Source organism: Embleya sp. NPDC050154 (genome assembly GCF_044460165.1).
In the GTDB taxonomy this organism is placed as follows: Bacteria; Actinomycetota; Actinomycetes; order Streptomycetales; family Streptomycetaceae; genus Embleya.
The window spans coordinates 86,502-110,402 of the sequence record NZ_JBITJP010000031.1 but is presented as its reverse complement, the minus strand read 5'-3'; the positions used below and the strand labels follow the sequence as shown (position 1 = coordinate 110,402).

General features: G+C 70.3%; 21 protein-coding genes and 6 pseudogenes. 12 read left to right on the top strand and 15 right to left on the bottom strand.

The window, feature by feature from the left end; genetic code table 11:
• The first annotated feature begins 230 nt into the window (after positions 1 to 230).
• The 3 genes and pseudogenes from ACIBSV_RS42935 to ACIBSV_RS42925 form a co-directional block, all read left to right on the top strand.
• Positions 231 to 353 (top strand): hypothetical protein, encoded by a 123-nt coding sequence (locus tag ACIBSV_RS42935; RefSeq protein ID WP_395872917.1) that lies wholly within the window; start codon positions 231 to 233, stop codon positions 351 to 353.
• A gap of 249 nt (positions 354 to 602) precedes the next feature.
• A pseudogene (locus ACIBSV_RS42930) lies at positions 603 to 752 on the top strand (DUF4440 domain-containing protein); the annotation flags it as partial.
• A 92-nt stretch (positions 753 to 844) separates the two neighbouring features.
• Positions 845 to 1,012 (top strand): annotated as a pseudogene (locus ACIBSV_RS42925) (SgcJ/EcaC family oxidoreductase); the annotation flags it as partial.
• A 761-nt stretch (positions 1,013 to 1,773) separates the two neighbouring features.
• Here the strand turns inward: ACIBSV_RS42925 and ACIBSV_RS42920 are convergent.
• The 4 genes from ACIBSV_RS42920 to ACIBSV_RS42905 form a co-directional block, all read right to left on the bottom strand.
• A complete protein-coding gene (locus ACIBSV_RS42920; RefSeq protein WP_395872916.1) occupies positions 1,774 to 2,460 on the bottom strand; it encodes a hypothetical protein in 687 nt (228 codons plus the stop codon).
• A gap of 95 nt (positions 2,461 to 2,555) precedes the next feature.
• Entirely contained in the window at positions 2,556 to 4,097 is a 1,542-nt protein-coding gene (locus ACIBSV_RS42915; RefSeq protein ID WP_395872915.1) for a hypothetical protein, read from the bottom strand.
• 200 nt (positions 4,098 to 4,297) lie between these two features.
• Complete coding sequence (locus tag ACIBSV_RS42910; protein WP_395872914.1) at positions 4,298 to 6,445, bottom strand: HEAT repeat domain-containing protein; 2,148 nt, start codon at positions 6,443 to 6,445, stop codon at positions 4,298 to 4,300.
• A gap of 172 nt (positions 6,446 to 6,617) precedes the next feature.
• Positions 6,618 to 7,121, bottom strand: coding sequence for a DUF4265 domain-containing protein (locus ACIBSV_RS42905; protein WP_395872913.1), 504 nt, complete (start codon positions 7,119 to 7,121; stop codon positions 6,618 to 6,620).
• On the opposite strand from ACIBSV_RS42905, the gene ACIBSV_RS42900 reads away from it, so the two are divergent.
• On the top strand, positions 7,098 to 7,595 hold the full coding sequence (locus ACIBSV_RS42900; RefSeq protein ID WP_395872912.1) for a hypothetical protein: 498 nt from the start codon (positions 7,098 to 7,100) through the stop codon (positions 7,593 to 7,595). The two genes, ACIBSV_RS42905 and ACIBSV_RS42900, sit on opposite strands and share 24 nt — an antisense overlap.
• 155 nt (positions 7,596 to 7,750) lie before the next feature.
• The gene (locus tag ACIBSV_RS42895; RefSeq protein WP_395872940.1) at positions 7,751 to 8,260 is read left to right on the top strand and encodes a hypothetical protein; all 510 of its coding nucleotides are present in this window, start codon (positions 7,751 to 7,753) and stop codon (positions 8,258 to 8,260) included.
• A gap of 1,374 nt (positions 8,261 to 9,634) precedes the next feature.
• Here the strand turns inward: ACIBSV_RS42895 and ACIBSV_RS42890 are convergent.
• Positions 9,635 to 10,138 carry a hypothetical protein gene (locus tag ACIBSV_RS42890; protein ID WP_395872911.1) on the bottom strand — a complete coding sequence of 168 codons (504 nt, stop codon included), beginning with the start codon at positions 10,136 to 10,138 and terminating at the stop codon, positions 9,635 to 9,637.
• Positions 10,139 to 10,401: 263 nt separating this feature from the next.
• On the opposite strand from ACIBSV_RS42890, the gene ACIBSV_RS42885 reads away from it, so the two are divergent.
• Positions 10,402 to 10,848: a hypothetical protein gene (locus tag ACIBSV_RS42885; protein WP_395872910.1), complete on the top strand. Its 447-nt coding sequence runs from the start codon at positions 10,402 to 10,404 to the stop codon at positions 10,846 to 10,848.
• 350 nt (positions 10,849 to 11,198) lie between these two features.
• Here ACIBSV_RS42885 and ACIBSV_RS42880 read toward each other — a convergent pair whose 3' ends face one another.
• Positions 11,199 to 11,648, bottom strand: a complete 450-nt coding sequence (locus tag ACIBSV_RS42880) for a hypothetical protein (RefSeq protein ID WP_395872909.1) — start codon at positions 11,646 to 11,648, stop codon at positions 11,199 to 11,201.
• A gap of 262 nt (positions 11,649 to 11,910) precedes the next feature.
• On the opposite strand from ACIBSV_RS42880, the gene ACIBSV_RS42875 reads away from it, so the two are divergent.
• Entirely contained in the window at positions 11,911 to 12,165 is a 255-nt protein-coding gene (locus ACIBSV_RS42875) for a type II toxin-antitoxin system Phd/YefM family antitoxin (protein ID WP_395872908.1), read from the top strand.
• Complete coding sequence (locus ACIBSV_RS42870; RefSeq protein ID WP_395872907.1) at positions 12,162 to 12,413, top strand: type II toxin-antitoxin system RelE/ParE family toxin; 252 nt, start codon at positions 12,162 to 12,164, stop codon at positions 12,411 to 12,413. Before ACIBSV_RS42875 ends, ACIBSV_RS42870 begins: the two co-directional genes overlap by 4 nt.
• A gap of 759 nt (positions 12,414 to 13,172) precedes the next feature.
• Here ACIBSV_RS42870 and ACIBSV_RS42865 read toward each other — a convergent pair.
• Both ACIBSV_RS42865 and ACIBSV_RS42860 read right to left on the bottom strand, forming a co-directional pair.
• Positions 13,173 to 13,517, bottom strand: a complete 345-nt coding sequence (locus ACIBSV_RS42865; RefSeq protein WP_395872906.1) for a DUF6193 family natural product biosynthesis protein — start codon at positions 13,515 to 13,517, stop codon at positions 13,173 to 13,175.
• Between the two features lie 71 nt (positions 13,518 to 13,588).
• Positions 13,589 to 13,768: a hypothetical protein gene (locus ACIBSV_RS42860; protein WP_395872905.1), complete on the bottom strand. Its 180-nt coding sequence runs from the start codon at positions 13,766 to 13,768 to the stop codon at positions 13,589 to 13,591.
• Between the two features lie 641 nt (positions 13,769 to 14,409).
• Here ACIBSV_RS42860 and ACIBSV_RS42855 point away from each other — a divergent pair.
• Positions 14,410 to 15,141, top strand: a complete 732-nt coding sequence (locus ACIBSV_RS42855; RefSeq protein ID WP_395872904.1) for a tyrosine-protein phosphatase — start codon at positions 14,410 to 14,412, stop codon at positions 15,139 to 15,141.
• A 76-nt stretch (positions 15,142 to 15,217) separates the two neighbouring features.
• Positions 15,218 to 15,598, top strand: a complete 381-nt coding sequence (locus ACIBSV_RS42850; protein ID WP_395872943.1) for a hypothetical protein — start codon at positions 15,218 to 15,220, stop codon at positions 15,596 to 15,598.
• Here ACIBSV_RS42850 and ACIBSV_RS42845 read toward each other — a convergent pair.
• A pseudogene (locus tag ACIBSV_RS42845) lies at positions 15,504 to 16,185 on the bottom strand (transposase); the annotation flags it as partial. The gene ACIBSV_RS42850 and the pseudogene ACIBSV_RS42845 overlap by 95 nt on opposite strands.
• A gap of 199 nt (positions 16,186 to 16,384) precedes the next feature.
• On the opposite strand from ACIBSV_RS42845, the gene ACIBSV_RS42840 reads away from it, so the two are divergent.
• Complete coding sequence (locus ACIBSV_RS42840) at positions 16,385 to 16,603, top strand: hypothetical protein (RefSeq protein WP_395872903.1); 219 nt, start codon at positions 16,385 to 16,387, stop codon at positions 16,601 to 16,603.
• Between the two features lie 960 nt (positions 16,604 to 17,563).
• On the opposite strand, the gene ACIBSV_RS42835 is transcribed toward ACIBSV_RS42840, so the two are convergent.
• The 4 genes and pseudogenes from ACIBSV_RS42835 to ACIBSV_RS42820 all read right to left on the bottom strand — a co-directional run.
• Positions 17,564 to 18,553 (bottom strand): DUF6301 family protein, encoded by a 990-nt coding sequence (locus tag ACIBSV_RS42835; RefSeq protein ID WP_395872902.1) that lies wholly within the window; start codon positions 18,551 to 18,553, stop codon positions 17,564 to 17,566.
• Between the two features lie 101 nt (positions 18,554 to 18,654).
• Positions 18,655 to 19,821: a protein kinase gene (locus ACIBSV_RS42830; RefSeq protein WP_395872901.1), complete on the bottom strand. Its 1,167-nt coding sequence runs from the start codon at positions 19,819 to 19,821 to the stop codon at positions 18,655 to 18,657.
• 176 nt (positions 19,822 to 19,997) lie between these two features.
• Positions 19,998 to 20,087: pseudogene (locus ACIBSV_RS42825) on the bottom strand (VapC toxin family PIN domain ribonuclease); the annotation flags it as partial.
• A gap of 59 nt (positions 20,088 to 20,146) precedes the next feature.
• Positions 20,147 to 20,824: pseudogene (locus ACIBSV_RS42820) on the bottom strand (sigma-70 family RNA polymerase sigma factor); the annotation flags it as partial.
• A 310-nt stretch (positions 20,825 to 21,134) separates the two neighbouring features.
• On the opposite strand from ACIBSV_RS42820, the gene ACIBSV_RS42815 reads away from it, so the two are divergent.
• Complete coding sequence (locus tag ACIBSV_RS42815; RefSeq protein ID WP_395872900.1) at positions 21,135 to 21,740, top strand: TetR/AcrR family transcriptional regulator; 606 nt, start codon at positions 21,135 to 21,137, stop codon at positions 21,738 to 21,740.
• 619 nt (positions 21,741 to 22,359) lie between these two features.
• On the opposite strand, the gene ACIBSV_RS42810 is transcribed toward ACIBSV_RS42815, so the two are convergent.
• Together ACIBSV_RS42810 and ACIBSV_RS42805 are read right to left on the bottom strand one after the other, a co-directional pair.
• The gene (locus ACIBSV_RS42810; protein WP_395872899.1) at positions 22,360 to 22,587 is read right to left on the bottom strand and encodes a hypothetical protein; all 228 of its coding nucleotides are present in this window, start codon (positions 22,585 to 22,587) and stop codon (positions 22,360 to 22,362) included.
• A 556-nt stretch (positions 22,588 to 23,143) separates the two neighbouring features.
• Positions 23,144 to 23,876: pseudogene (locus ACIBSV_RS42805) on the bottom strand (uracil-DNA glycosylase); the annotation flags it as partial.
• Between the last annotated feature and the right edge of the window lie 25 nt (positions 23,877 to 23,901).

The window sequence follows — 23,901 nt, the reverse complement described above, 5'->3', positions numbered from 1 at the left end:
GTCAACAGTTGTGCGAATACGGCGACGTGGGCGGTCACGCGGTCATCTCAGGGCAGGCCGCGGCGAGTTTGTCTGCCTGGTGGCTGGACGTCTGCGGCCCGGCTCTGAGATCGTCGACGGCCGCGGTCCGCAGCGGCGGGTGGCCCCGCTCGTCCAGCTTGACCTCGGCGCCGAGCCTGTCATCGACCTGCGGGTATCGTGCTCTCGACGGCAGCAGAGAGAGTGTTGGCGTGACGGCCGGGACAGAGGACTTCGATCGCCTGGTCGAGCCGTTCCGTTCGGAGTTGCCGGCGTATGGCTACCGGATGCTCGGCTCGGCTCACGACGCCGAGGACTTGGTCCAGGACACGTAGGACTCGCGACCACCTGATCGCCGCCGAGGTCGACCCGCTGGTGAGACATGCCGATGGCGCGCGGGAAGCCGTGGTCGGACTGCGGCGTGCCGGGTACGGCGCGGAGGCGATGTCGGCACGGCGACCGTTCTGTATCGGGCACGCCGTCGACGGCTTTTGCCGTGGGCGCGATGAGTTCCGACCCCGCCGCCGGTATGTAGTGACGAGTTCGCCGGACTCCCCCGGCGAACCGATCACGAGGGAGATCCGATGTCCGACAGTCGTGCGGAAGACAGGGCCGCCATCCGGGCCGTCCTGGTTGACTCCTACAAGGCGTGGGAGGACGGCGACGCCGAGGGCATGGTCGCCGACTACACCGCGGACGCGACCGCCATCATGACCGGCTCGCTCCGCGACGGCCGTGAGGTGATCCGCGAGAACATGGCCCTGGCGTTCGCCGGGCCGCTCAAGGACAGTTCGACCTACAACAGGCAGCTCAGCTCCGCTTCGTCGGCAGGGACGCCGCGATCGTCGTCAGCGAATCCGGCATCCTGTTCCCCGGCCAGACCGAGGTTCCGGAGGCGGGCAAGGTGAACGCGACCCGGGTCTTCGAGAAGCGGGACGGCCGGTGGCTCATCGCCGCCTATCACAACAGCCCGGTGCCGGCGCCCGGACAGTGACCGCTGCCCTGTAGCCGGCACCGACCGCGCGTCGCGCCGCCATGAACACCATCGCCGGCCGACATGCCGAACACCGGGGCCATCCCCCGGGCGCCTGAGCCGGTCTGGCGTACACCCACGAGGCGCCCGGCCGTAGGGCGGATCCGCAGCCACCGTGGACCATACGCAGCTCGTGCACGCGCTGCGTATGGTCCACGGGCCCAATCCGGTTGCGGCGGCGTCTGCTCACTCCGGCCGGGCCCGGAACTCGTATTGCCACGACGACGTCCCCGGTAGCAAACCTCGTGAGGTTCATGACCGAGCACGCCCCCGCGCTCATCGACGACTTCGTCAAACTCAGGGTCATCGACCCCGAACGCCGGGACCGGCGCCGCGGCTACCTCGCCGCCCGTCGCCGGCACGCGGTCTGCGGCGACCTGCGCGTGCCGCTGGAGGCCATCGACTACGACGCCGAGACCGGCACCAGCCACCCCGTCGGGGCGTGGATCAACGAACAGCGCAGGGCCTGGTCGGCGGGAGATCACGGTGCCGGGTGCGGGCGAGCATGGCTCTGCGCGGTCTCGTCCCGGTGCGATCGTCTCGACGTTTTGCGCGCGTTGGTCCGCCGGATTCGTGTCGGGGGCGCGGAGTCGGCGACGTCGCGTGGGCGATCACGAGGATGCATCCGGGCGAAGCGCAGGCGTGGGAGGTGTCGATCGTGGGCGCGGTCGGGCGATCACCATTCGCCCGGCACCGGTGGTGCCGGGTCCGGTCGCCGTGTCTCACTCGGGGGTGTAGTCGGCGCAGGCGAGTAGAAAGCCCTTGGGGGCTTGGGCGTTGGGGACGGCGGCGGCGATGACGCATCCGCGCGGCAGGACGGGCCGGGTGGGCGGTCGCGGTCGGGTGTCGGCAGGGTCGTCCCGAGTGGTCGCCGCGGCGTACGCCCGGCCGAGTTCGCGTGCCGCCAGGTATTCCGAGCAACTCGGTTGTGACTCGTGGGCGAAGCAGCCGTGATCGGCGGCCTTGACCACTCGGTCGGATCGTGGGTCGAGGCCGCGAGCGCGCAGTATGCGGGCCTTCTCCAAGGCGGCGTTGGTCTCGGCGATGGAGGGTTGGGCGGGCATGCGCGGGATTACCGGTCCGGCAGGGGCGCGGGTCGCACCGGCCGGCGTCTGGGCGTCCTCGACGGCGGGCAATGCGGGCGGCGGCTCGCCTTGCGCGGGAGCACCCGTGCCGGCCGTCGGGGAACCGGGAGTCGTCGCCCCGGACGGTGGGGGGCCGACCGCGTCGGGCCCCGATGTCGGCGGTGTCGTCCCGGTCTCCCGTGCCGCTTCCGCGCGGGCGTGGTGGTCCTGGGTCTGCGTGCACGCGGCCGTCACCAGGACCGCGCTTGTCGCGACGACAACGGCGACGATGCGTCCGGTCACGGCATCGGCGCCGATACGGCCGATGCGTCGCGCCCGGTTCATGCTGTGACTCCTCGATGGATGAACTCGGCGTGTCCGCCGAGGAGATCATGCCGGGTAGGAGCCGAGGAAGCGACCGGGAATCCGCTCCCCACTGTTCATCCGGCTTCCGAAGGCCCCTGCTCGCCGTCGCCGTCGGAATCGACGTCCTTGATCGGGAAGAGCGACGCGCCGTCCGGTGCGAGGGCCTCGGCGGCCGCCGGCCGGCCCGACGACGTCGCGGCGATGACGATCTGAGCTTGTGCGATCGGAGTTGCCTTGCCGGCGGGGCGCGGCCGAGGGCTGGGGGCCGGGATCGGCGGTGCGTGGTCCACGCCAGGGGGCCGCCGTGCGGTGGAGGGAGCGAGGGGAGGCGTGGCCGACGGGCGGCTCAGGGGCGGGGCGGCCGGGGCCTTCGGGTCGGGCGCCGAAGGGGCGGGCGGTGCTTCCGCGGCCGGGTTCGGCTCGCCCGACGCGGTGTCGTCGGGCGCGTCCCGGGTGAACAGGTGCAAGGGAAACGGCGGCGGGAGCGACTCGGCCGGCGCTGGTGGTACGACACCGAGCCCGGGCCAGGTATCGCGGACCTCGTCCAGGAAGTCCCGGTGGTCGGTGCCGTGGGCCGACGCGACGGCGTACAGGGCGTCGAGGGCGGCCTGCAGGGAGTCCGACTCCGCGGCACCGAGCAACGCCGGCAGGGCAAAGGCCTGTTGGAACGCCTTGTGGGTGGTGCCGTCCGGGAGGGTGATCGTGATAAGTGGAGCATTCGGGTCCTCGAACAGGCGCCGCCACGCTGCGCCCGGTTCGTCGAACGGCGCGGGCAGCGGCAGGACCGCGTCCAGGGCCGCCAACGCCGGGGCGATCCAGTCGACGTCGGTCAGCCCCGCCAGGGCGCAGGCGCGGTGCGCCGCCCAGCGGGCGATCTCGCGTTGCGTCCCGTCGTCGACCCGCGCGATCGCGTGGACCAGGTGCACATCCAGCATGCGCATCCCGTGCACGTTCCCGCCCACGCTCCGCAGCCGCTCGGTCGGCAACCGGCCCGCCCACATGCGGAGTTCATAATTCCGGACGGTTTCCGCGCTTGCGCGGGCCTCTTCGGCGCGGGCCGCGCGTGCTGCCGCGGCCCGCTCGCCGGGCGTCGGCGGCGCCGGCAGGTCCCGAGCGATCTTGTGCCAGTAGGCCGCCTGGTCGCTGGTCTGGCGCACCACGCGGTCCGGTTCCGCGGGTGCGGGCCAGAACTGCAGGAGGTAGCGGTCGACCGGCGGCTCGCCGTCGAACACCACGCCGTGGGCGTTGGCCTCGTCCATCCCCACGGCGCAGTAGCGCACGCGATGGTCGACCGGGTCGAGTTCGAACTCGCACGCGATTCCGCCCTCCCACTGCGTGAGCCACACGGTCCGGGTCTGTGGGGTGAACGGTGCCTCGACCACGTCCTCCCACCGCCCGTCCACTACGGGTGCGGTGTCGTGGACCTCGATGGTCAGCCCCACGCAGCCGGTGTGCATGCCGGTGGTCAGCGACAGATACCCCTCCACGGCAGCGGCGCACAGGCCGTTGACCTGTCCCGCCCGGGGGTCGTCCCGGATCGGCACGCAGTTGGCGCGGCTGTCGATGTACATCTGCATGTACGCCACGTGCACGCAACCCTCGAACACCGTCCGCACGAACACTCCCCCGAAACGTCACCGGCCCCGCGTCCTCGACCCGGGCGGCCAGGCGTCATGCTGCCGCACGGCACAGACAACACGAACCCGGGAACGTCCACCCACAGCCGACGAGTTCGCGACTGTGGGGTGTACGACACCGCGGATCCGGCGGAGAACACCCGATCACGACGCCGCCGACAACAGCGGACCGTCCCGCTTCACCGCGTGTCCACGCTCTTCGACGGATCGTTCGACACGCCGGCCTCGCGCGCCAGGACGTCACGGCACATGCGCTGGAGTTCCTCGTCGTCGGCGAGGTTGGCGTAGCGGCCGCTGCGGCGGGGCAGCGCGAGTTCCGCCCGGATGCGGGGCAGGGCCGGAGCGGCTGCCGATCCCATCCGGTTCAGGCAGGTCAGGACGAGGTTCGAGGTCGCGTCGTTTCTCTCCCAGGCGGCCAGCAGGGCAGGTAGGACGAGGTCGGCCTCGGTCTCGCCTGCGATGTCCCACAGCGCCGCCGCGGCGTGGACGCGGGTCCACTCGTGCCCGTCTCGCGACATGGCTCGCAGACGCGGCAGTACGGCTCGGGCGGGCGGGCCGATCCGGCCGAGGACGTCGATCGTCGCGTGGTTTCGTTCGCTGTCGATCAGCTTCTCCAGTCGGGGCACGACGTCGGCCGGGTCGCGTTCGAGCGCCCACAGGGCGGCCGTCGCGGCCGCGCGCACGTTCACGTCCGCTGCGTCGGCCAGGGGACGAACCACCCCCAGGGCCGGTGCGGCAGCGGTGCCGAAGGACGCGAGCGCGTCCACGGCCGAGGCGGCGGTGTTCCACCGCTCATGGCGAACCGCGGCACCGGCGAACGCGGTGATCGCATCGACGGCCGCCGGGTCGCCCAGCTCGGCCAGAGCGTGGACGACGGCGCCCGCGCTCATGGCCGACCGTTGCCGCGCGAGGTCGATGTCGACGAGGCGGCGGGACAGCCGCGGCACCAGTTCGTCGGCGACCGCGCGCAGATGTCCGGCGACCTGTTCGGCGCGCCAGGCGTCCACGTCGTCGTCCAGAGCCGTCAGCAGCGAGGGCACCGCTCGTACGTCCCCCAGGCGTGCGAGTGCCATGACGGCTTCCTGATGGGCGCGGCGCAGCAGTGGGTGCGGATGCGCCCAGGCGGCGGGACCGTGGGTGGTGCGTTGTGCGGTGACGTATGCGGCGAGGGCTTCGCGGGCGGGTTCGGCGACCGGTGCCAGGGCTGCGAGGGTCTCGGCAGCTGCGGCGGCGGTGTACGCGTCGTGGGGCAGCAGGCAGTTCGCGAGCAGCAGGACGAGTTCGCGGTGGTCGCCTCGCCAGGACACGATCAGTTCCCGGGTCATGCGGATCGCGTCGTGGCGGGTGGCGGGATCCGGGCTGCGGAGTTGTTCGGTGAGCAGGGTCGTGCGTTCGCGAACGCGCGCGTCGAGGACATCATGGAAGGTGCGCAGCAGGGTTGTGGTGGGCGCGTGAACGCGATTGTGCCGTTCGAGGTCGGCAAACACGGCGGCGATCTGCGGTGGGACGTCCTCGGCCGTCGGGGTGTTGGCGTCGGTGGTGCACGCGCACGTTCCGGAACGGCCTTGGCATCCCTGGTCGTCGGCGTCGTAGCGCGGTGCGGGGGTGAGTTCGCGCAGGAGGTTCATCGCCGTGGGCACGACGGTGTCGCCGATGTCCGCAGGGGCGCAGCGGGCTCGGTGGACGAGGGCCGCGAGGCGGATGTCGGGGTCTGCGGTCGTGTCGTCCGCGAGGGTGTCGAGCCATGCCATGGCGGGGGTTCGCGCGAGCGGCAGTCGCAGCGCGAGGTCGGCCGTGGTCCCTATGATCCGCAGTCGTTCCTCGATCCCGTTCTCGGCGGGCAACCGTTCCCGCAGGATCGTGAGTGCCCGGTCGGTGTCGTCCAGGAAGAGGCCGAGTGCCTCGATCGCCGCGCCCCGTACCCGGACGTCCGGGTCCGTGGCGTAGGCGACGAAGGTGTCGGCGTGTGCGCGCATCAGCGCGGCGCTGTCGGCGGTCGCCGTCGACAGGGTGCCGTCGGGGGCGATGTAGACGGTGTCGCCGCGGTCGACGGCGGCGCGGCCGATGCTGAGGAGCAGTGCGACGATCGAGGCGCGGTCGGGCGTCGCGGGATCGTCGGCCATGTCGAACAGGAACGGAAGGCTCGCCGCGGTACACGGGTACACGTCGCCCTGATGATGGGCCGCGCCGTAGAAGTCGTCCAGCGCCCTCCCGCGAATCTCGGCGTCCGGCGAGGTCATCGCCCGCAACCACACCGGGACGTCGTCGGCGGGGCCGTAGGCGTGGCCCATAGACGACCAGGCGATGCCGTCCAAGTCGTTGATCATGCGCGGCACCATGCCGCAGGGCACCGACACCGCCCCCACACCCGGACGAACCACGCGGCGTATTCGCGCGGGGACGCGGCGAGTGTCGAATGTCGGTCCTACGGTGTGTGCATGGGCTCCGGGGACTGTATCGCGCGACCGTGTGAGGCTCGTGAGGCTGAGAAGGAGGCCGTCAGCTGCCCCCGGCTCCCCCCGCAGCGGCAGCCCTCCAAGCGGAAGTGACACACCCTTCTTCCCAGTGCCACCACTCCTTGGCCGCCCCGTGCTCCAATAGCTTCCGAATGCGCGGGATGTCCGCCTCCGGCGGGACGTCCAGCGCGACCATGCGGAACTGCTCGATGCCCTCGCCCGTCGTGCCGAGCCGGTGGAACGTCTCCAGCACGGTTTGCCGGGCTGCGGCCGATCCCCCGTCCTTCAGCACGATCAAGCGGATGGTGCAGTTATCCGACGAACGGACCGTTTCCCCGGCCCAACGCAGCCCGTCCTCCTCGATCCCCACCTTGACGATGTCGCCGCTGGCAATCCCGCGCACGAACCACGGGGTGTTGTCGAGTCGCACTGTCCCATCGCCCAGGTCCACCGCCCACAGGCTCTCGACACTCGCTGGAGGCCAACCGTCATCGTCCACGTCCATACGGAAGTGGACCTTCACGTGATCTTCGCTGATATCCGTCACCGCGCCATCATCCTCGCGGGCCGAAACACGGCAGTCGCCGGACCGCCGCAGGTGGCGTCACCGCCTCAACGAGCTGCTCACGATCCGACTGCCCGTTCGGTGTCTCGGGCGGCAGCAAAGAAACAGCCCGTATGTCAGGCCCCGCATCCACGAACACTGACACGCACGTTCCGGCGCTTCCGGGCCCAAGATTCCGCGAACCCGCCCACTTTGTCGACGGGCGGGCAGGTCCAGCACCTCATCAGCGGCTGGAACCACGGCACGCCGCCCTACCCCTACATCGCGGTGATCGACGAGTCGGCCCCGACACGTGAGAAGGGGCGGTTCGGGGCGGACCGTCCGAAGCGCCGGCTCGCTCCGCATTCCGATCCGCGTCGGTTCGAGACGGCCCGGGAGATGCACCGCCTGAGACGGGAAGAACACCTGAAGGGCGGGGACATCATCGCGATTCTGGCGGCAGAGCCCGACCTTTAACCGATCCAGGGCGGCCGGTGGACGTAGGGCCTGGTGGAGGGCCTGCTTGCGAACCCGATTCTGTGGAATCCGAGTCGTCAAACGAGACTCTCCGGGCCTGATCATAAATGAATGGCTGTGTCCCTGAAAGTTCTGGAGAATCCGGGGTTGTGAGTATGGGCATCTCCGGCTTCGAGCCAACCTTCCTCGTCGGACTCGAAGCCGTCCGCGAGAATCACCGACCACGGTTGGCGGAGCTGGGCGGGCGGCGCCTGACCGGGTTCGCGCTGGTGCGCTTTGTTGAGGACGGGGAGTGGTTCGCTGAATGCCCGGTGGTGTTGGACTTTGAGGGCGTGCGAGTCGAGATCTGCCACTGGAAGTTCGATGAGCTGTCGATCGGCTGGAACACCATCGACACCACCGCGGCGATCACCGGCTGGGAGTGGTCAGAGTTCACGCCTGTATGGTCCAGCGCCGACGAACGGCTCGAGCCGTTCGTCGGCCAGGAACTCCGCGAAGCTTCCCTGCTCGAATGGCGTCCGTCAGGACAGGACCTGGCCGATGGCACCATCGCTGTGGAGTTCGCCTTCGATGCGGATCGCTTCCGCATCGGCAACGGCCTCGACGAGAACACCATCGAAGTGGGGGATCCGCATCCAGACTTCGTGAGGCATCGGCTGGGCTGATGCGGGTCGGCTGATCACGTTGGCTTCCGATTGCTCTCGACGACCGGCAGCACGGTTGCCGGGCCGGGACGCGCATGCCTCACCAGCTCCTCGCGCACATCCAGCCACCGTCGTATTGCGGCCAGGGTCGACGCGGACAACGGCAGCACCTCGACGACCGCGGGGTTCACCGAACGCGCCCGGGGGACGGCGGACGACCCGAACCGTACCCGCGTCCTCGTCCAGGTCGTCCAGGCGCAGCGCGCACAACTCGCCCACCCTGGCCCCCGTCTCCAGGACGACGCCGATCAGTGCGAACAGCCGGACCCGGCCCGCGTCGGCCGCCGGGACGGTCGGCGTGCGCGGTCAGCCAGGTCCGGGGCAGCGAGCGTTGGCGGGCGCCCACCGGCGCCTTGAGGTCGGAAATCTGCGGGCGTTCGGGCAGGACGGCCGGGACCGATCCGGCGCGGGCCAGGATCCCGAGGCAGTCGAAGCGGATGCGCACGCTCGCGGCGGTGGAGGCGCCGTTGCCCGCCACCGCGCGGGCGCGAAGTCGGCCCTTTCGCGCAAGGTCCAGGGATCGGCGCACCGGTTCGGCCGACAGCAGCCTCGCGAGCGACGCGCGGGCCTCGGTCGGGCAGTCGTCCAGGGCCAAGGCGCGCCGCATCGCCCGCGACCCCCCGGTGTACGTGCCCCGCGCCCACGACCTGGTGCTGCGCGAGGAGGTCGACCGTGCGGTCGGCGGGGAGAACGTGATGGTCACGTTGGTGGCCGGGTCCTCCACCGGCAAGACCCGCGCCTGCTGGGAGGCGCTCCGGGCTGTGCCGGACGGGTGGCGGTTGTGGCATCCCCTCGCCCCCGGACGGCCTGAGGCCGCCTTGGCCGAGCTGTCGGCCGTCGGGCCGCGCACGGTCGTGTGGTTGAACGAGGCCCAGTTCTATCTGGGAGCTGTCGGGGTCGGCGAACGTGTCGCAGCCGAGGTGCGTGAACTGTTACGCGACCGGTCCCGCGGCCCGGTGCTGGTGCTGGCGACGCTGTGGCCCGACCCCCATTGGACGACCCTGACTGCCATCCCCGCGGCTGGGAAGCCGGATCCGCACGCCCGGGCCCGGGCCCTGCTGACGGGCACCGATCTGCGGGTTCCGGAGGTGTTCACCGGTACCGACCTGGACGCCGTCCGAGCACGCGCCGTGGAGGATCCGCGGTTGGCAAACGCCCTGGCGGCCGGTGACGACGGGTGGGTCACGCAGTATCTGGCGGGGGCGCTCCGCTGCTCAAACGCCTCGAGTGGGCGCCGGCCGCCGCCCGGGCGGTACTCGAAGCGGCGATGGACGCCCGACGTCTCGGCCACGGACCCGTCCTGCGAAAGGCGTTCCTCGAGGACGCCGCCGACGCCTACCTCACGGACCACGAATCCGACACCCTCGACGACGACTGGTTCGAACAAGCCCTCGCCCACACCAGATCGCACCCCTGCCCCGCATCCGACCCCGCAGACGCACCCGCGACGCCACCAGCGACGGACCCACCCACCACCTCGCCGACTACCTCGAACAACACGCACGGCGCACCCGCAGCACCTCGTGCCCTGATACCTCGTTCTGGATCGCCGCCCACGACCACGCCCGCACCACCGACGACACTGTCACTGGGGCGGGCCTCCCACACCGCGTCCGACTCCTTCTTGCTGCGCTTGCGCAACAACTCCGGCAACGGCGGATACCACGTGTGCTCGTACCGAGATCCGGCGCGGGACAGGCGCAGAAGCTCCATCACGTCGGGGATCGCCCGGCGGGCCAAGGCCTCGCTCGCGGCGGTGATGTCTCCCTCGGCGGCCGCGAGTTCCTCGGCGACCGCGCCGGCGATCGCCCCGGGCAGGGGGTCCTCGTCGGTGTCCACCACAACCCTGCGCACCGGCTTCGACGCGGCCTGGGCCTTCGACGCGGTCGACGCCGGGCGGGCGGTTCCGCGTGCGGGCGCGGTCGACGTGCGGGGGGGGGTCGCCGGTGAGCCGGCCGCGGGCCGGTCCTGTCGGGTCTCGGCTCGTTCGCGAGGAGCGGGGATCGGGGCTCGGCGGTGTAGGCGGGCGCCGCGCCCGCGGGCCCGGCAGGGCCAGTCCCGTTCGAGGCGGTCGACGCCGGTGGGAGGTCGGTGAAGCGGACGTGTGCCAGGTCGGCGTGCAGGGTCGCCTGGGCGATTGGGCCCAGGTCGCGTTCGGCGACGATCGCGAACGCCTGCTCGCCTTCGCGGGTCAGATGGATCACCGTGTCGGCCTGGGCGAACGCCGCGCCGACCTCGAGCGGTTCGTCCGCACTCGTCTCCCACACGGCCACCACCGGCACGTCCAGATCCGCCGCCAACCGGCGCAACGCGGCCACACCATGGCGGACATCGGGACCGGCAAGGCCGGTCGTGCCGGGGAGGAGCTGGTTGAGCGGGTCCACGGTGACCAGGCGCAGGCCCGCGATGTCGGCGGCGGTCTCGCGGAGCAAGTCCAGGGTGAGGTCGGCGCCGTCGTCCAGGAGCAGTCCCCCGGCGGCCAGGCGGAGACGCGGCCGTTTCTGCGCCGGCCCTCGCAATTTCGGCCCGACGGGTGGACCATCGCCTGACACAGGGCCGCCAACGAGGTACGACTGCGCCTCGAATGCGGCGGCACCCTCGAGGAGCCTGCCCCCGGATGCGCCGTCGGCGACGACATCGGAGCCCGGACGCAGCGCCCCCGGGGTGCGGCCGTGGGGGCCAAGCTGAAGCCCGGACAGTACGAGCAACTCGACGAACTCGGTATCGAATCCGAACCCGGCTCAGCGGCGGCCGATATCACGGGCCCCGAAAGGACGCGGTCTGCTACCAAGTTGCGACAGCAGACGGCGTTGCCACCACACCTTCGGCCGTTCGGCGCGGATCGAAGGCCGGCCCTCGGCGCCGAGCGGCGGGCCCCGACGAGGTCGTGGTCGAGGGCCTACCAAGCCGGGCGGGGATCGCGCAGTTCCTCCGGGGTCTGCTCGGGCAGGTCCGCGCCCGGGTCGGTCCGCAGCAGCATCCCCGGGGCGGGCTCGAACCGCTCGTCGGGCGGCGCGGGTCGGTGAAACCGCTCCGTGCGCTCGATGGCGACCTCCACGAGCCTGCCGTCCCGGAACATCCACAACCCGAAACAGTCGTCGTCCTGGTCGCGGAGCAGCACCTGCACCGTTCCCGGATACGGCCGCGGCAGCGACTCCAGATGCCTGAGCAGGCCGTGGCGGGCCCGGACCTTGTCGAACTCCAGGGCCCACCCGAAGTCGAAGCCCCACTGGCCCGAGATCGGCACGAAATGGCCATGCCAGGTGCGTTCGGTGTCCTGCCGGGTCAGCGGCTCCATGACCTCGTCCGCATGGCGGGCCAGCACGATGACCTCGGCGTCTCTACTCATGCAGGAGTATCACCGCATCCGCACGACCTGCCGCAACCACATTCTCCGACCGGAGAACACACCGCGGCGGCCCGGTGCACGCGTCGCGCGGAGCGCGTGACGCCACGGGCCCGGGTGGACCTCCGGCGAGCAACCCTCGAGGCGCCCCTGCAGGGGCGCGCCGCCCGCTCGCAGTGGCCGTGCCCGCCCGGGTCCGTGGCTCCGGGCGGGGTCGAGAGCCCACCATGGAGCCTCAAGCAGCGTGAAGTGTACAGTTCCTTACATGAGTGAGACTCTGCCGATCACCGAGGCCCGCGCCAGGTTCGGATCGCTGGTGCGCCGGGCCTCGCACGCCCGCGAACGCATCACCATCACCGACCACGGCCAGGCCGCCGCCGTGCTCATCAACCCCCAGGAACTCGCCGACCTCGAGGACGCCCTCGCCCTCGCCCAGTACCGCGCCCGCCAGGCCGAGCGGGCGACGACGGGCGTACCGCACGACGAGGTGCGTTCGCGGCTCGGGCTGGACCGCGCTTGAGGTACGTGATCGTCTGGGACGAGGCGGCGATCGACACGGCCGCCCGCTTCCTCAAGGACGACCCCGACGGCCTGCGCCAACTCATGGACGCCGTCGACCTCCTCGCCGACGACCCGCGCCCCCACGGCACGTTCGAGTACGGCTCCCCCGACCTGCGGCGCATGCAGGTGGGCCGGTATCGGGTGATGTACGAGATCACCGACACCACCTTGACCATCGTCGTCATCCACATCGGCCGCCTCAGCTGATCGAGCCACACCCCACATGTGTGCCCGAGCGCTCCACTTGGCGAATGTCGCCAGGTGAAACGCTCGGATTCTGCCGCCCTGACGAACTTGGAATGGCGCGAGATCAGCCGAGGTCACCGACCAGTGCACCGTGACGTTGCATGAGCACGTTCGACACCGGAGAGTCCGGGACCGGTACGGGCTCCCCGACGGGCCGGTCCGGTCGGGTTGTGCCTACCCGAGGTACGCCACCAGGGCCGGGAAACTGACCAAGGCCACGACCACCCCCCATGCGGAAGCGGCCTCGGTCGACATCAAGAGCCGAAAGACGCCCTTGAGGGCCCGCAGTCCAAGACCAAACCTCCGCCTCGGCCTCCGCCTCCGCCTCCGCCTCCGCCAGGACGACCTTCCCTGCGGGTTTCAACCTGTCGTCGAAGAACTCGTGGCACCCAGGAGCATGAACGCCGCCCCGAGCAGCACCTCGACGACTCCCACCCCACCTCGGCGGAGGTCGCCTTCAAGGGAGAGGCGACCCGCGGCCTTCGGCACGCTTGATCGCGAGGCGCTGACGCCACTGGGCGCGCACCCGTTCCCGTGGTCGCGCTTCGACGGGTGAGACACGCTCCACGAGCTGCGGTGGGTCGCGCGCCGATCAGGGATCCGCTGCGGCACGGTGGTGGCCGAGGCTCGGGGTCGGGGGCAGGTTCTTTGTCCGCGTGTGGACGGTCACGTAATTCCCCATGGGTGTTGGTCAGGGAATTCCCCATGCGCTGGCCTGGTCTACTCGTCTGAGTTCGCGCCGTCGGACGGGAGATGAGCGACCACGAGGGCGGCGGCTTCCTCTGGTGTGTCTGCTTCGCCGAGCAGGGTGGTGTATCCGGTCGAGTAGACCTTGTAGGGCGGCCCACCGCAGACAATGAACGGCAGGTCGTCGGGGTCCGAGCGATCCCAGGACGGGGCGGATCGCAGGAATTTCAGGGTGCCGTGGCTCGGCCATGGGTAGAGGCTGCGGAGCCTTGGCTCGACATGCGCGGCTTCGACGACCAGCGGGTCGCCTTGCCGGGTTCCCGGAGTGCGCTCCAGTAACTGTCGCCAGGCGGTGGGGATGTCAGGAGCTTCAGGCATGAGGTGATCGTCCAAGATCACGGGGCTGCGGACAAGTAGCGCTGCCGCAGCCCCGTGCCGGCAGGCGGGTGCTATCCGATCGGCGACGTGTCGATCTTGCCGGCGGGGTTCTTCGGCCTCTTGTTGGGCCGGTAGCTGGGTCCGTTCATGACCTGATGGCTGGTGTTGATCAGCCGGTCCAGCAGAGACTCGGCGACGGGGTTGGGGAAGGCCCGAACCTCCCTTCCCCGACCCGAAAGCCGCTCCCACACGCGACCACCCCCGCCACCCCGGTGGGGTGGCGCTCCCCCTGGAGCGGAAAGCCGCGTACCTGCACCCGCTCAACCCGGTCGCGGCGCAGGAGGCCCTGGCCCACACCTTGAAGGAGAACGGATTCGTGATTCGTCCTCTGCCGGGGGTGCGGCCCGCGTCGGACGCGGCCGGTTGGCATGCACCGGCCGTAGGGCACGACGGTAACACCGGAACCTGAACGCGCACCCAGCCCCCGACGCTCCCGCCTCGAGGACGAGATGAGCCCCGATCGTGCTCGGGCGCAAGTCGTTCCGTCACCCCTCGGTCGCGTTCCTGCTGCGGCGCACCGGGACGTCGTGGACGCAACCGAGTGCGCGTACGACAGGGCAATGCCGACATCATCCACCTGCGAACGCCCAGAGCGGCCTTCGAGAGGCCGACGAGACCGTGAGTAGCTGTTTGCAATCCCCGAAGCAGTCGCTGCGGGTCCAACCCACGAGAGGGCGCGTGGTAGGCCGCCGAGCACAGGCCCGATCCGCCCGCACCGAGATGATCACGCGAAAGTAACCCAACGCTGCGCGCCAGGGCGATCGCGTCGCGCCCCCGCGCGAATGGAGCGACGCCACCGGGCCGCCGCAGTTGGCGGGTAGGGTCGGCGATCATGCGACGCCACATACCGTTTCGACGCCTGCACAACTTTCGCGACCTCGGTGGCTACGCCGCAGCCGACGGACGAACCGTCGCCTGGGGACGCCTGTACCGCTCCGATTCGTTGGGCAACCTCGGCGGCGACGACGCGGAACAGTTCTTCGCGCTCGGTGTACGCACTGTCGTCGACCTGCGGTATCCCCACGAGGCCGACCGGCACGGTCGTATCCCCGCACATGCCAGTTTCGTCTACCACAACGTATGCACCGAGCACCGGCCGTGGGACCAGGCGTCACTCGGGCCCGATACCGACGTCGCTCGCTTCCTCGCCGACCGTTACGCCGAGTTGGCCCTCGACGGTGTGGCGCAGATTCGCGAAGTGCTGGACATCCTCGCGGCCGCCGACGCCCCGCCGGCGGTGTTCCACTGCGCGGCGGGGAAGGACCGCACAGGCGTCATCGCGGCACTGGTACTGGCTCTGCTGGGCGTGGACGAGGAGGACATCGTCGCCGACTACGTCCTGACCGAACTCGCCAGGGACCGCCTCGTCGCCGATCGACGGGCCGACCATCCCGACCGGCCGATCACCTGGCCCGGATGGGGCCGCGCACCGGAGGCCGCGATGCGACTGTTCCTGGCGGAGAACGCCGCCGCATACGGGTCGCTCACCCGCTATGCCGCCGAACGACTCGGCGTCGACCATGCGCTCGTCGAGGCGCTCCACCACCGGTACTTGGCCGGCTGAGCACCGGTTGGTCAACTCCGGACGCTGGTTGAAAATCAGGTTCTGGCGTCGCCGGGTTCGTGGGAGGGTCGACGGCATGGCCATTGCGAAAAAAGGCACACGGATCATCGTGGTCGGCGGGGAGCGCTATCGCTGGGTGGTTTCACCCGATAGTGGATACATGGTCCTCCTCATCGAACGCGCGGAAGGGGATGGGCGGCGCGTGTCGACGGTCTTCGAGCAGTCGGCTGTGGTCACGCCGGGAGTGGTTGCCGCAGTGATCGAGGGCGCGCAGCGACTCGGATGGGTTCCCGGGAACTGTGGCACGGAACTTCGGCTGTGGAACCTGGACCGGCATCCGGACCTTGCCGACCTAAGATTGTTCACGCGCGAGATGCTCCCGCCGTGGTCGGAGCGGGAGGGACATCGGATGCCGGCCTCGGAGGCCCGGGTGAATGCCCCGTCGCCGATGTCGTGACCGAGCAGTCGACGCGATACCCCGCCCCCGGCGATGCATGACGGGAACGGTCCTTGATCGGGCCGGGCCGGGTCAACCTCCTCGTCATGAGGGTGATGGCGGCCCACGTGATCAAAGCCTCGCTGTGCTGGGGCAGCCTCTCGTCATCCCTCGCGTGTCGGCGGGCGTGCATGATCCAGCCCAGTGACCTTTCGACCACCCAGCGGCGGGGCAACAGGACGAAACCGACCGCGTTCTTGGGCCGGCTGACGGTCTTGATCGTCAGCCTCAGGTAGGTCTTTGCCCACTCGATCAGGGCGCCGGCGTATGCGGAGTCCGCCCAGACGATAGTGATCTCGGGGTGCATCAACCTGAGCCTGAACAACACTTCCTTGGCCGCGTCGCGGTCGCTGAGGTCGGCCCTGGTGACCATGACCGGCAGGGGAAGCCCCGCGTGTCGACGACCAGGTGCCGCTTGCGGCCGTTGATCTTTCTCGCGGCGTCGTAACCGCGGCTGTCCTTGCCCCCGTTGCGGCGGCCTTGACCGACTGCGAGTCGATGATGATGGCAACCGCCCTCGGCGCCCGACCGGACCGGATTCGAACGCGCGGCGGCGCCGTACTGGACGCACCCGTCCTCCCGGCCCTCGCCGTCCGAGGACGCGTCATGCCACATCGGTTTCGAGCGCAGTGGTGTGGGCGCCACGTCACGGTGTCGGACGGCGACTTCCCGGGTCTTTCGTTCTTCTGTGGTTAGTGTCGTGATCGACGCGGCAACGACAACGGTGCCGTCCACCGGGAGGCGACCATGACTGTTGACCCGTCGGACCCCGAGACCTTCGACGAGGATCCCGACGTGGTCGAGATCGACGTCGAGGTTCCCGAGGCGGACGCGGCGGAACGACACGCCGGCCTCACGCCGCGGCTCGACGACCGACTCACGCGCATCCAACCGGATGCCACGGACGAGGCCGACATGGTCGAACAAGCGCGGGTGGTGGAACCGGACGAGGACGACTACCGCTGACCCCTGCTCCCAGGGGTCTCCCGTTCGCGCGGGCGCGCTGGTCTCGTTCGGTGAAGTGCCCGCACCGGAGGCCAGGTTGATGTAACGGTGGGCGGGTGCCCACCGCGGGTCCACACTTTTTCGCCTCGTGGCGTGTCGTGCGGGCCGTGCCCCACGAAGGATGAACGAGCATGGCTCCGGCCGCGGCAACGCCCGGACGGAGCCGGTCCTGTTCGTGGCGCGGACGGCCGGCGAAAGGAAGAACGGCCGCCCGTGGACGAGTCACCCGGTGTCGCCGCGCCGGATCCGGCCTGCGATTGTCTCGATCCACAGTCTGGCCGGCCCCCGGAAAAAGCCCACGCCGATGCCCCGGCGCTCGGTCCTTTGCTCAGGCCACGCTCGAGGACACGCACCGACGGCGGACCAGGACGGCGCCGACGCCGACGCCGGTCAACGCACCACCCGCGATCAAGGAACGGCTCCCGCTGCCGACCAGGCGTCGTCGTCGTGCGTGACGGGCCCGAAGCCGGTGTCCACACCGCCTGCGGGCGTGCGAGCGGTCACCGCCTCGGCCGCCTCGACGACACCGGTCGGGGCCGGGACGATCGGTGTCGCTCCGCGCTCCGGGCGCGGCAACGGTGTCGGGGGTGGTCGCGGTCGACGCGCCGCCGAGGGCCGAGGGTCGGTCCTCGCCGGCCAAGCCGTCGTTGTCTGCGTCCAGGCGCTCCGGATCCGAGGGGTCGAGATCGAACGGGGCCTGGGCCGGCTCGCGGGCGGCGAAGTCCGCGCGGTCCCGATCCACCGGCGCAGCCCACGCGAAGGAGGCAGTCGGCTACACGGCGACGGACGCCAGGACGGCCGCGCAGGCGACATGACGAATACGCACGACACCACTCCAACACGGAAGGTGATCGAACGGTCACGGCGATCATCCGCCGCCGACCACCACGCCTCCCGAGAAGTTGGGCGCATTCCGGTCGCTCAGAGGCTCGGAAGACCCAGCCCGTACAGGATCAGCATGCAGTCGCTCCTGTTCAGCCACGCCGTGTGGCGCAGATCGTCCAGCTGCACGTCCTGCGCGCGCAGGGTGGCCACCAGCATCCGCGCCGCGGACACCGCGTCCCGGGGCCGGGGGTGCGGGAGATCGAGGATGTGGAATTCGGCCTCGGGGCCGGGCCGCCAGCCCAATCCGGCGAGTGTGGACGGGCTCAGCACCGCGGTGCTCGCCTCCAGGTGCAGCAGCCGACCGTTGCAGATCAACTGCACCGGGTTCGGGTTGTCCTCGTCCGTCCTCGGCCGCATCACCAGGACCAGTTCGTCGTCCAGTCGGCCCATGTCCCCCACCATCGCCGACAGCGTCTCCTCCAACTCCCGGCCGAACTCCTCCCAACTCTGGGCCTGGTGGCCGCCCGGCAGGAACACGTCCTCCATCCCCGCACGGCCGAGCCCAAGAGCCTGCCACACCCCGAGCTCGGCGACCGCGTCGTCGCGTTCGCTCCACCTGGAGACCTGGTACTCGTGGTTCTCGACCACCACCGCCGCCAACAGCGCCAACCGCACCGCTCCCCTGCCCCACTCGAGCTCCAGAAGGGTCTCCTCGCGGCGCCAACGCAACACCGGCCCCGGACCGCGCCGGATCGGCGCCGGCCCGACGCGCGCCTCGACCGCCCTCCTGCCCACCTCGAACACCGCTCCAAGAACGGCCTGATCCTCGGTGCGCGCCAACTCGCACTCCAACAGGGTGAAGCAGCCCTCACGCGGCGAACCGTGGACATGACCTCGATGGGCGAAGGTCCACCCGCCCGACAACGGACCCTCGAACCTCAGCCCCCTATCGTCTCCGGAACGAAGCGTCCACCCCAGATCGGCGGCCGCACGCTCCACCGCGCTCCGGTCCCACTCCCCCAGGTCCAAGGCCTCGAACCGGGGAACCAGATCGTCGATCTCGGCATCGGTCAATCTCACGGTCATGACCGAAGACGCTACCGACCACCACCGACGCCCGAGAGCCGCTCCGATCCACCGCAACCCCACCGACACCCACCGAAAAAGATCGTCACCGCATCACCCGGTCACGACTTGCCAAGTCCGTCCGGCCCGCGCGGCGTCGGCCCTGGCTGGTTGGTCCGGGAAGCGCCCCGGGGTCGGTGTGCCGGCTCCGGCCCCGTTGGGGAAGACAGCTCCGCCGAAGCCCCGGGTCGCAGGTCCGGCTGTGTCGGGTTTCGTTCCGATATCTGTGACTGCACCCGTGCGGCGGGCAAGAAGCCCGCCCCAAGTCCGGCCTCGCCAACACGCTGCGCCGCCGCAGCCGGTTCGATCCGCGGGCCGTCGTCGACTGCGGCAGCCGAGCCGAAACCGCGTGTATGCGCGACGGCTCCGGGCATCAGACGGGCCAATTCCGTACGTACCTCGGCCGCGCTCGCCGGACGGGCTCCGGCGTCGAAGGCCATGAGCCGGCCGACCAGCCGGTGAAGCCCCGCAGGCAGATCCGGGACAACCTGCTCCAGCGGCACGACCGGCGTGGCCAGGCGCTGCTCCCACGTCTGCAGCGACTTGTCCGTGAACGGGCTGCGTCCCGCGAGCATTTCGTACATGACGACACCGAGTGAGTAGAGGTCGCTTTGTGGTGTTCCGCGGTCGGGGATGTCGGTCGCCGTGCGCCATAGCAGCTCGGGCGCCGACGACCTGAGGTTTCTGTGGGTCGGTGCTCGGTCCGGAACGTCTCTGCGCACGCTGGCCGCGAGCCCGAAGTCAAGGATTTTGGCGCTGCCCGATCGGGCCACGATGATGTTGGCCGTGGTCAAATCCCGGTGGAGATACCCCGCCTTGTGCATCGCCTCCAGACCCGAGGCGGCCTCGGACGCCACGCGCACCGCCCAGTCGGCGGAGAAAACACCTCCGCGCCGCACCAGTTCCTCGACGGTGTCACCCGAGGCGACTTCCATCGCGAGATAGGGACGGCGCCGCTTGTCACTGTGGTCGTACGCTCCGACCAGGTTGGGCTGGTCGAGCGAGCGGGCTATCCCGGCCTCCTGGCGGAACGCCGCGTGGGCCTGCTTGCGTTGCGCTCCCTTGAGCTTCTTCAGCCTGGGAATCTTGAGAGCAGCGGCCACACCCCGGACCGTGTCGAACGCCCGCCAGACGTCACCGTTGGCTCCCGCCCCAGAGGGGTCGCCTCCTTGTAGCTTCGAGGCAGTCTGGGGGCCATCGGTGGGTGCCAAGACCTTTCGGGAAAGCATCGCGGGTTCCTCGGCAACGTACGCGCCGAGGGGGCGAGGTCGCGCCGTGCCGCATGCCACGATCGCGCCCCGACGCCGAACACCGGCCCCGGCCACCGGCCGCGGCACCACATTCACAGGAACTTCGAGCGGAGCCCGATCGAAGGACGACCGGAGAGGGCGCGGAGCGCTCGCCGTCAGTCGACTGTTCCGGCGGGGGCAACCCATCGAGTGGGTTGGCCGGTGACGGCGGCGATCATGTCGTAGTCGCCGTCGTAGTGCAGGACCACCCGTAGCACGTGGGTGCAGGTGATCGTGGCCGCGACCTTGGAGGTGCCGCCGAGGTGGAAGCGGACGATATTCTCGGCCCGATGACGGGCCTGAGCGCGGCGCGCTTGACGCCGCCACCGTCGCTGAACAGGACGACGTCGGGCGCGAGCACGGCGAGGAGTTCCTGCGGGTTCCCGGTCTTGAGCGCGCGCTGGAACGACTCCAGTGCCGCCCGGGTCTCGCCCGGGGAGGCCGTCCTTCGGGGTCGGCGGGCGCCGACGTGCCGGCGGGCGCGGTGGGCAATCTGTCGGACGGCAGCGGGGTTCTTGCCGACGGCTCCGGCGATCTCGTCGTACCCGACGTCGAAGACCTCGCGCAGCACGAAAACCGCCCGCCCGATCGGGGAGAGGCTTTCGAGGACGAGCAGTGCCCTCGACATGCTCTCGGCGAGTTCGACGTCCTCGGCAACGTCCGACGTGATGAGCAGCGGCTCGGGCAACTGGCCGACGTACGCTTCCCTGCGGCGCTTCATGGTGCGCAGCCGGTTCAGTGCCGTCCGGGTCGTGATCCTCACCAGGTACGCCCGTTGGTTGCTCACTCGGCCCAAATCCACCTTGACCCACCGCAGCCAGGTCTCCTGGAGGACGTCCTCGCCGTCGGCGGCCGATCCCAGCATCTCGTAGGCGACGGTGAAGAGCAGGTTGCGGTGGGTCACGAAGGCGTCGGTCGCCGGGTCGGTGGCGTGGTCGGTCATAGCTCGGGCCCCTATCGGGGTCACGCTGACGTCGTCGCGCCGCGTCAGGCCATTGGCCGCCATGACACCGGCGTAGCCGCCGCCGATCACGACAACGTCGGTGTTTCCAGTCATGGTGTCTGTCCTCCACTTCTTGGGGTTCGGCCTCAAGACGCTCATCGGTAGCCGTGACAGTGTGTGAGGTGGAGTCACTTCACGCAGTGCCGCTGCTGCAGGCGGGGCGAGGAGGCCGACGCTTCAGCCGGCGGCCGGAGCGGGGTGATCACCGGCGATGTTGTTAGTACGTAGTTACTTCTGTCAAGATGTGGTCATGGGAACGCGCAGCACGGCAGCACAACGACGTATCGAGGCCATCGAGGCCGGCATGCGAGTGTTCGCCGACCATGGGTTGACGACGACGGCGGTGCAACGGATCGCGGACGAGATCGGCGTGTCGCAGCCGTACGTGTTCCGGCTGTTCGGGAGCAAGCGGGCGTTCTTCCTCGCCTGCATCGACGAGATGGAGGCCCGCGTTCGTGAGGTTTTCCGGCGGACGGCGGTGGCCTCCCCGGACGAGCCCTTCGAGGCGATGGGCGCGGGCTTCCGCGGCCTCATCGCCGACGGCGTCATCAGCGGGCTGTGGGTGCAGGCGTGTGCCGCGGCACGCGCCGACGAAGCGATCGCGGCGCGGTGCCGAACCTTCCTCGCCGGCGTGCTGGAGGAAGTCGACCAGGCCACCGAGGCAGACGCGGACGCCTTGGCGCAGTTCCTCGCGACCGGCGCGCTGGTCATGCTGCTGCAGGCGGTGGGCGCGGATCTGACCAAGGGCAGCCGGGGAGCCATCGAGGCGTTGCGTGCAGAGGGGAACTCTGCCGCGTCGATGCCCGACGAGGTGATGGACCCGACATCCGGACCGGACAAGAAGGCGACGCGATGAACCCGTGCTGCTTCCGGTCCTTGCAGCCCAAGCACTGTGGGTGCGTGCCCGCGCCGAGTACCTGCCTCCCCCCGCAGGCGCCGTCACGGGGAGCGCGGGAGCCGAGCATCGCAATCCGCTACGGGTAGCCGTCGCCGGCGAGTCCACCGCGGTGGGCTACGGGGTGGAGACCCACGACGACGGCTTCCCACTCGACGAACGAGTCTGTCCGGGCAGCGAGTTCGCGGGCGAACGCGCCGGGAAAGCCCGGGGGACGCGCGGCGGCGACGGCACCGCCGTATCGCGCCTCACCCGAATTGCCGCGCGTCATTAACGCGGGAGGCATTCGCGACGGGTCGTCTCGCGGCGGTCGCGGACCCTGCGGAGACCGAACGAGGCGGGGGCCGGGCCAGGCGCGGCGCGACTGCGCGGGTGCGGTTCATCCGGCGCTGGAGCAGGCCGATCGCAAGTTCCCGTGCCGCCGGACCACCGGCGCCGTCCGAGAGCACGTCCACGTCAGGCCAGCCCACCCCGATCGGCCGCCTCGGCGATCCCGCGAAGGCATCCGACAGGTCGCCCTCAGCGGGACGAGATCCCCCAGCGTGGGTCCAACCAGGCTGCGGGAGCCTGGAAAGGAGCCTTACGGAAGTCGGGATGCCTTGCTGGTCTCATTCCGGCCCTGGACGTTCACCGAGTTCCCCACCAGCAGGTCATCAACGTTGCCGATGCCGGCACCTTGCACCGCGTCGATCGCCTCGCCGAGTTCGACGGTGACCTGGTCGTCGCTTTCCTTGAGCCGGTCAATGGTCTCCTGCGTGACTTTCTGCGCCGCCGTGACCAAGTCCGCGATAGCCTGCTCCGCGCCCATGGGCCCAATACCTTTCTCAGTGGGGAAGTCGGGTCATTCGTATGATCGAGACAGCCAGGGGGTGTCGGGTATGGCTGCCACCCGTCGTCGTAATTCGTCTCCCCGAGGTTCCCCCGCATGGGCCGAATGATCGGGGAGCCTCCATCGCGGTCCGCCGCGGCCCCGGTGCCCCGGTGCCCGGACGACGACCAGGCAAACGCTCCCCGTCACGCACCCGATGCGCGGCGGGCGGGCCCGCGCGAGGTGGTGGACGAGCCTTCCTCGCCCGTCTCGTGAACCGCGCGCATCGAGCATGGGCGGTACGTCGGACGGCATCAGCGGGGCCGACGCACCACTCCGCAGCGAGTTTGGCGTTCCGCCGCGCGAACCAGCGGCCGATGCGGTGGGTGATAGTGCGGGTACACGGACAAAACGGTGAGCTGGACTGGGCCGAAAAGCGCCCGATCGCGTTTGATGTCATTCGGGAAACAGGGGCCTTCGCATCCCGACTCTCCGGTTGCCGGACGCTCACCGGTCGTACCGGAGCGGGGTTGCACCCCGGGTCCGTTCGTCCGATGGGGAGCCCGGCGGTGTGCGCGGCCTCGGCGAGCACTTGACGCGACATCGCTGGGGTCAGCCGGCCGGTGAACACGTGGCGCTTCACGTGGTAGCAGCCGAACACTGTCACCGCAGCGCCCCTCCCGCCGGCCGCCGGCAAAGTCGTCCGAATGCCGTGGCCGAACGCCGGACGCGGCCGGGGCACGCTCCAGCCGGCCTCCTCCAGGGCCGGGAGCGCGGCCTGCCAGCCGAAGGCGCCCAGCACGACGACCGAGCGTACGGTCGGTTGCATCAACCGGGCCTCCCGGACCAGCCAGGCGCGGCAGGTGTCTCTTTCGCCGGTCGTGGGGCGATTGGCGGGCGGAGCACAGCGCACAGGTGCGGTGACCCTGACCCCGTACAGTTCAAGACCGTCGTCCGATGCCGTCGCCGTCGCCCGGGACGTGAGGCCGAGCTCGGCGTCGCGTACAGGAGGTCGCCGGCCCGGTCGCCGGTGAACGTCCGACCCGTCCGGTTCGCACCGTGCGCGGCGGGCGCGAGACCCGTGATCAACATGGCGGCGTCCGCGGGTCCGAACCCGGGCACCGGCCGCCCAGTACTCCTAGTCGGCGAACGCGAGACGTTTGGGCGAGGGCGGTCTCCTCGCGCCACGCCACAAGGCGCGGGCAGGCACGGCATCGCACCAGCCGCGTTCCCAGTTCGGTCAGTGTGCGGGCATTCGCGGCGGCCCGCGCCGGGTAGTCCGTGGACAATGATCGATCCGCTTTCTCGGTGAAA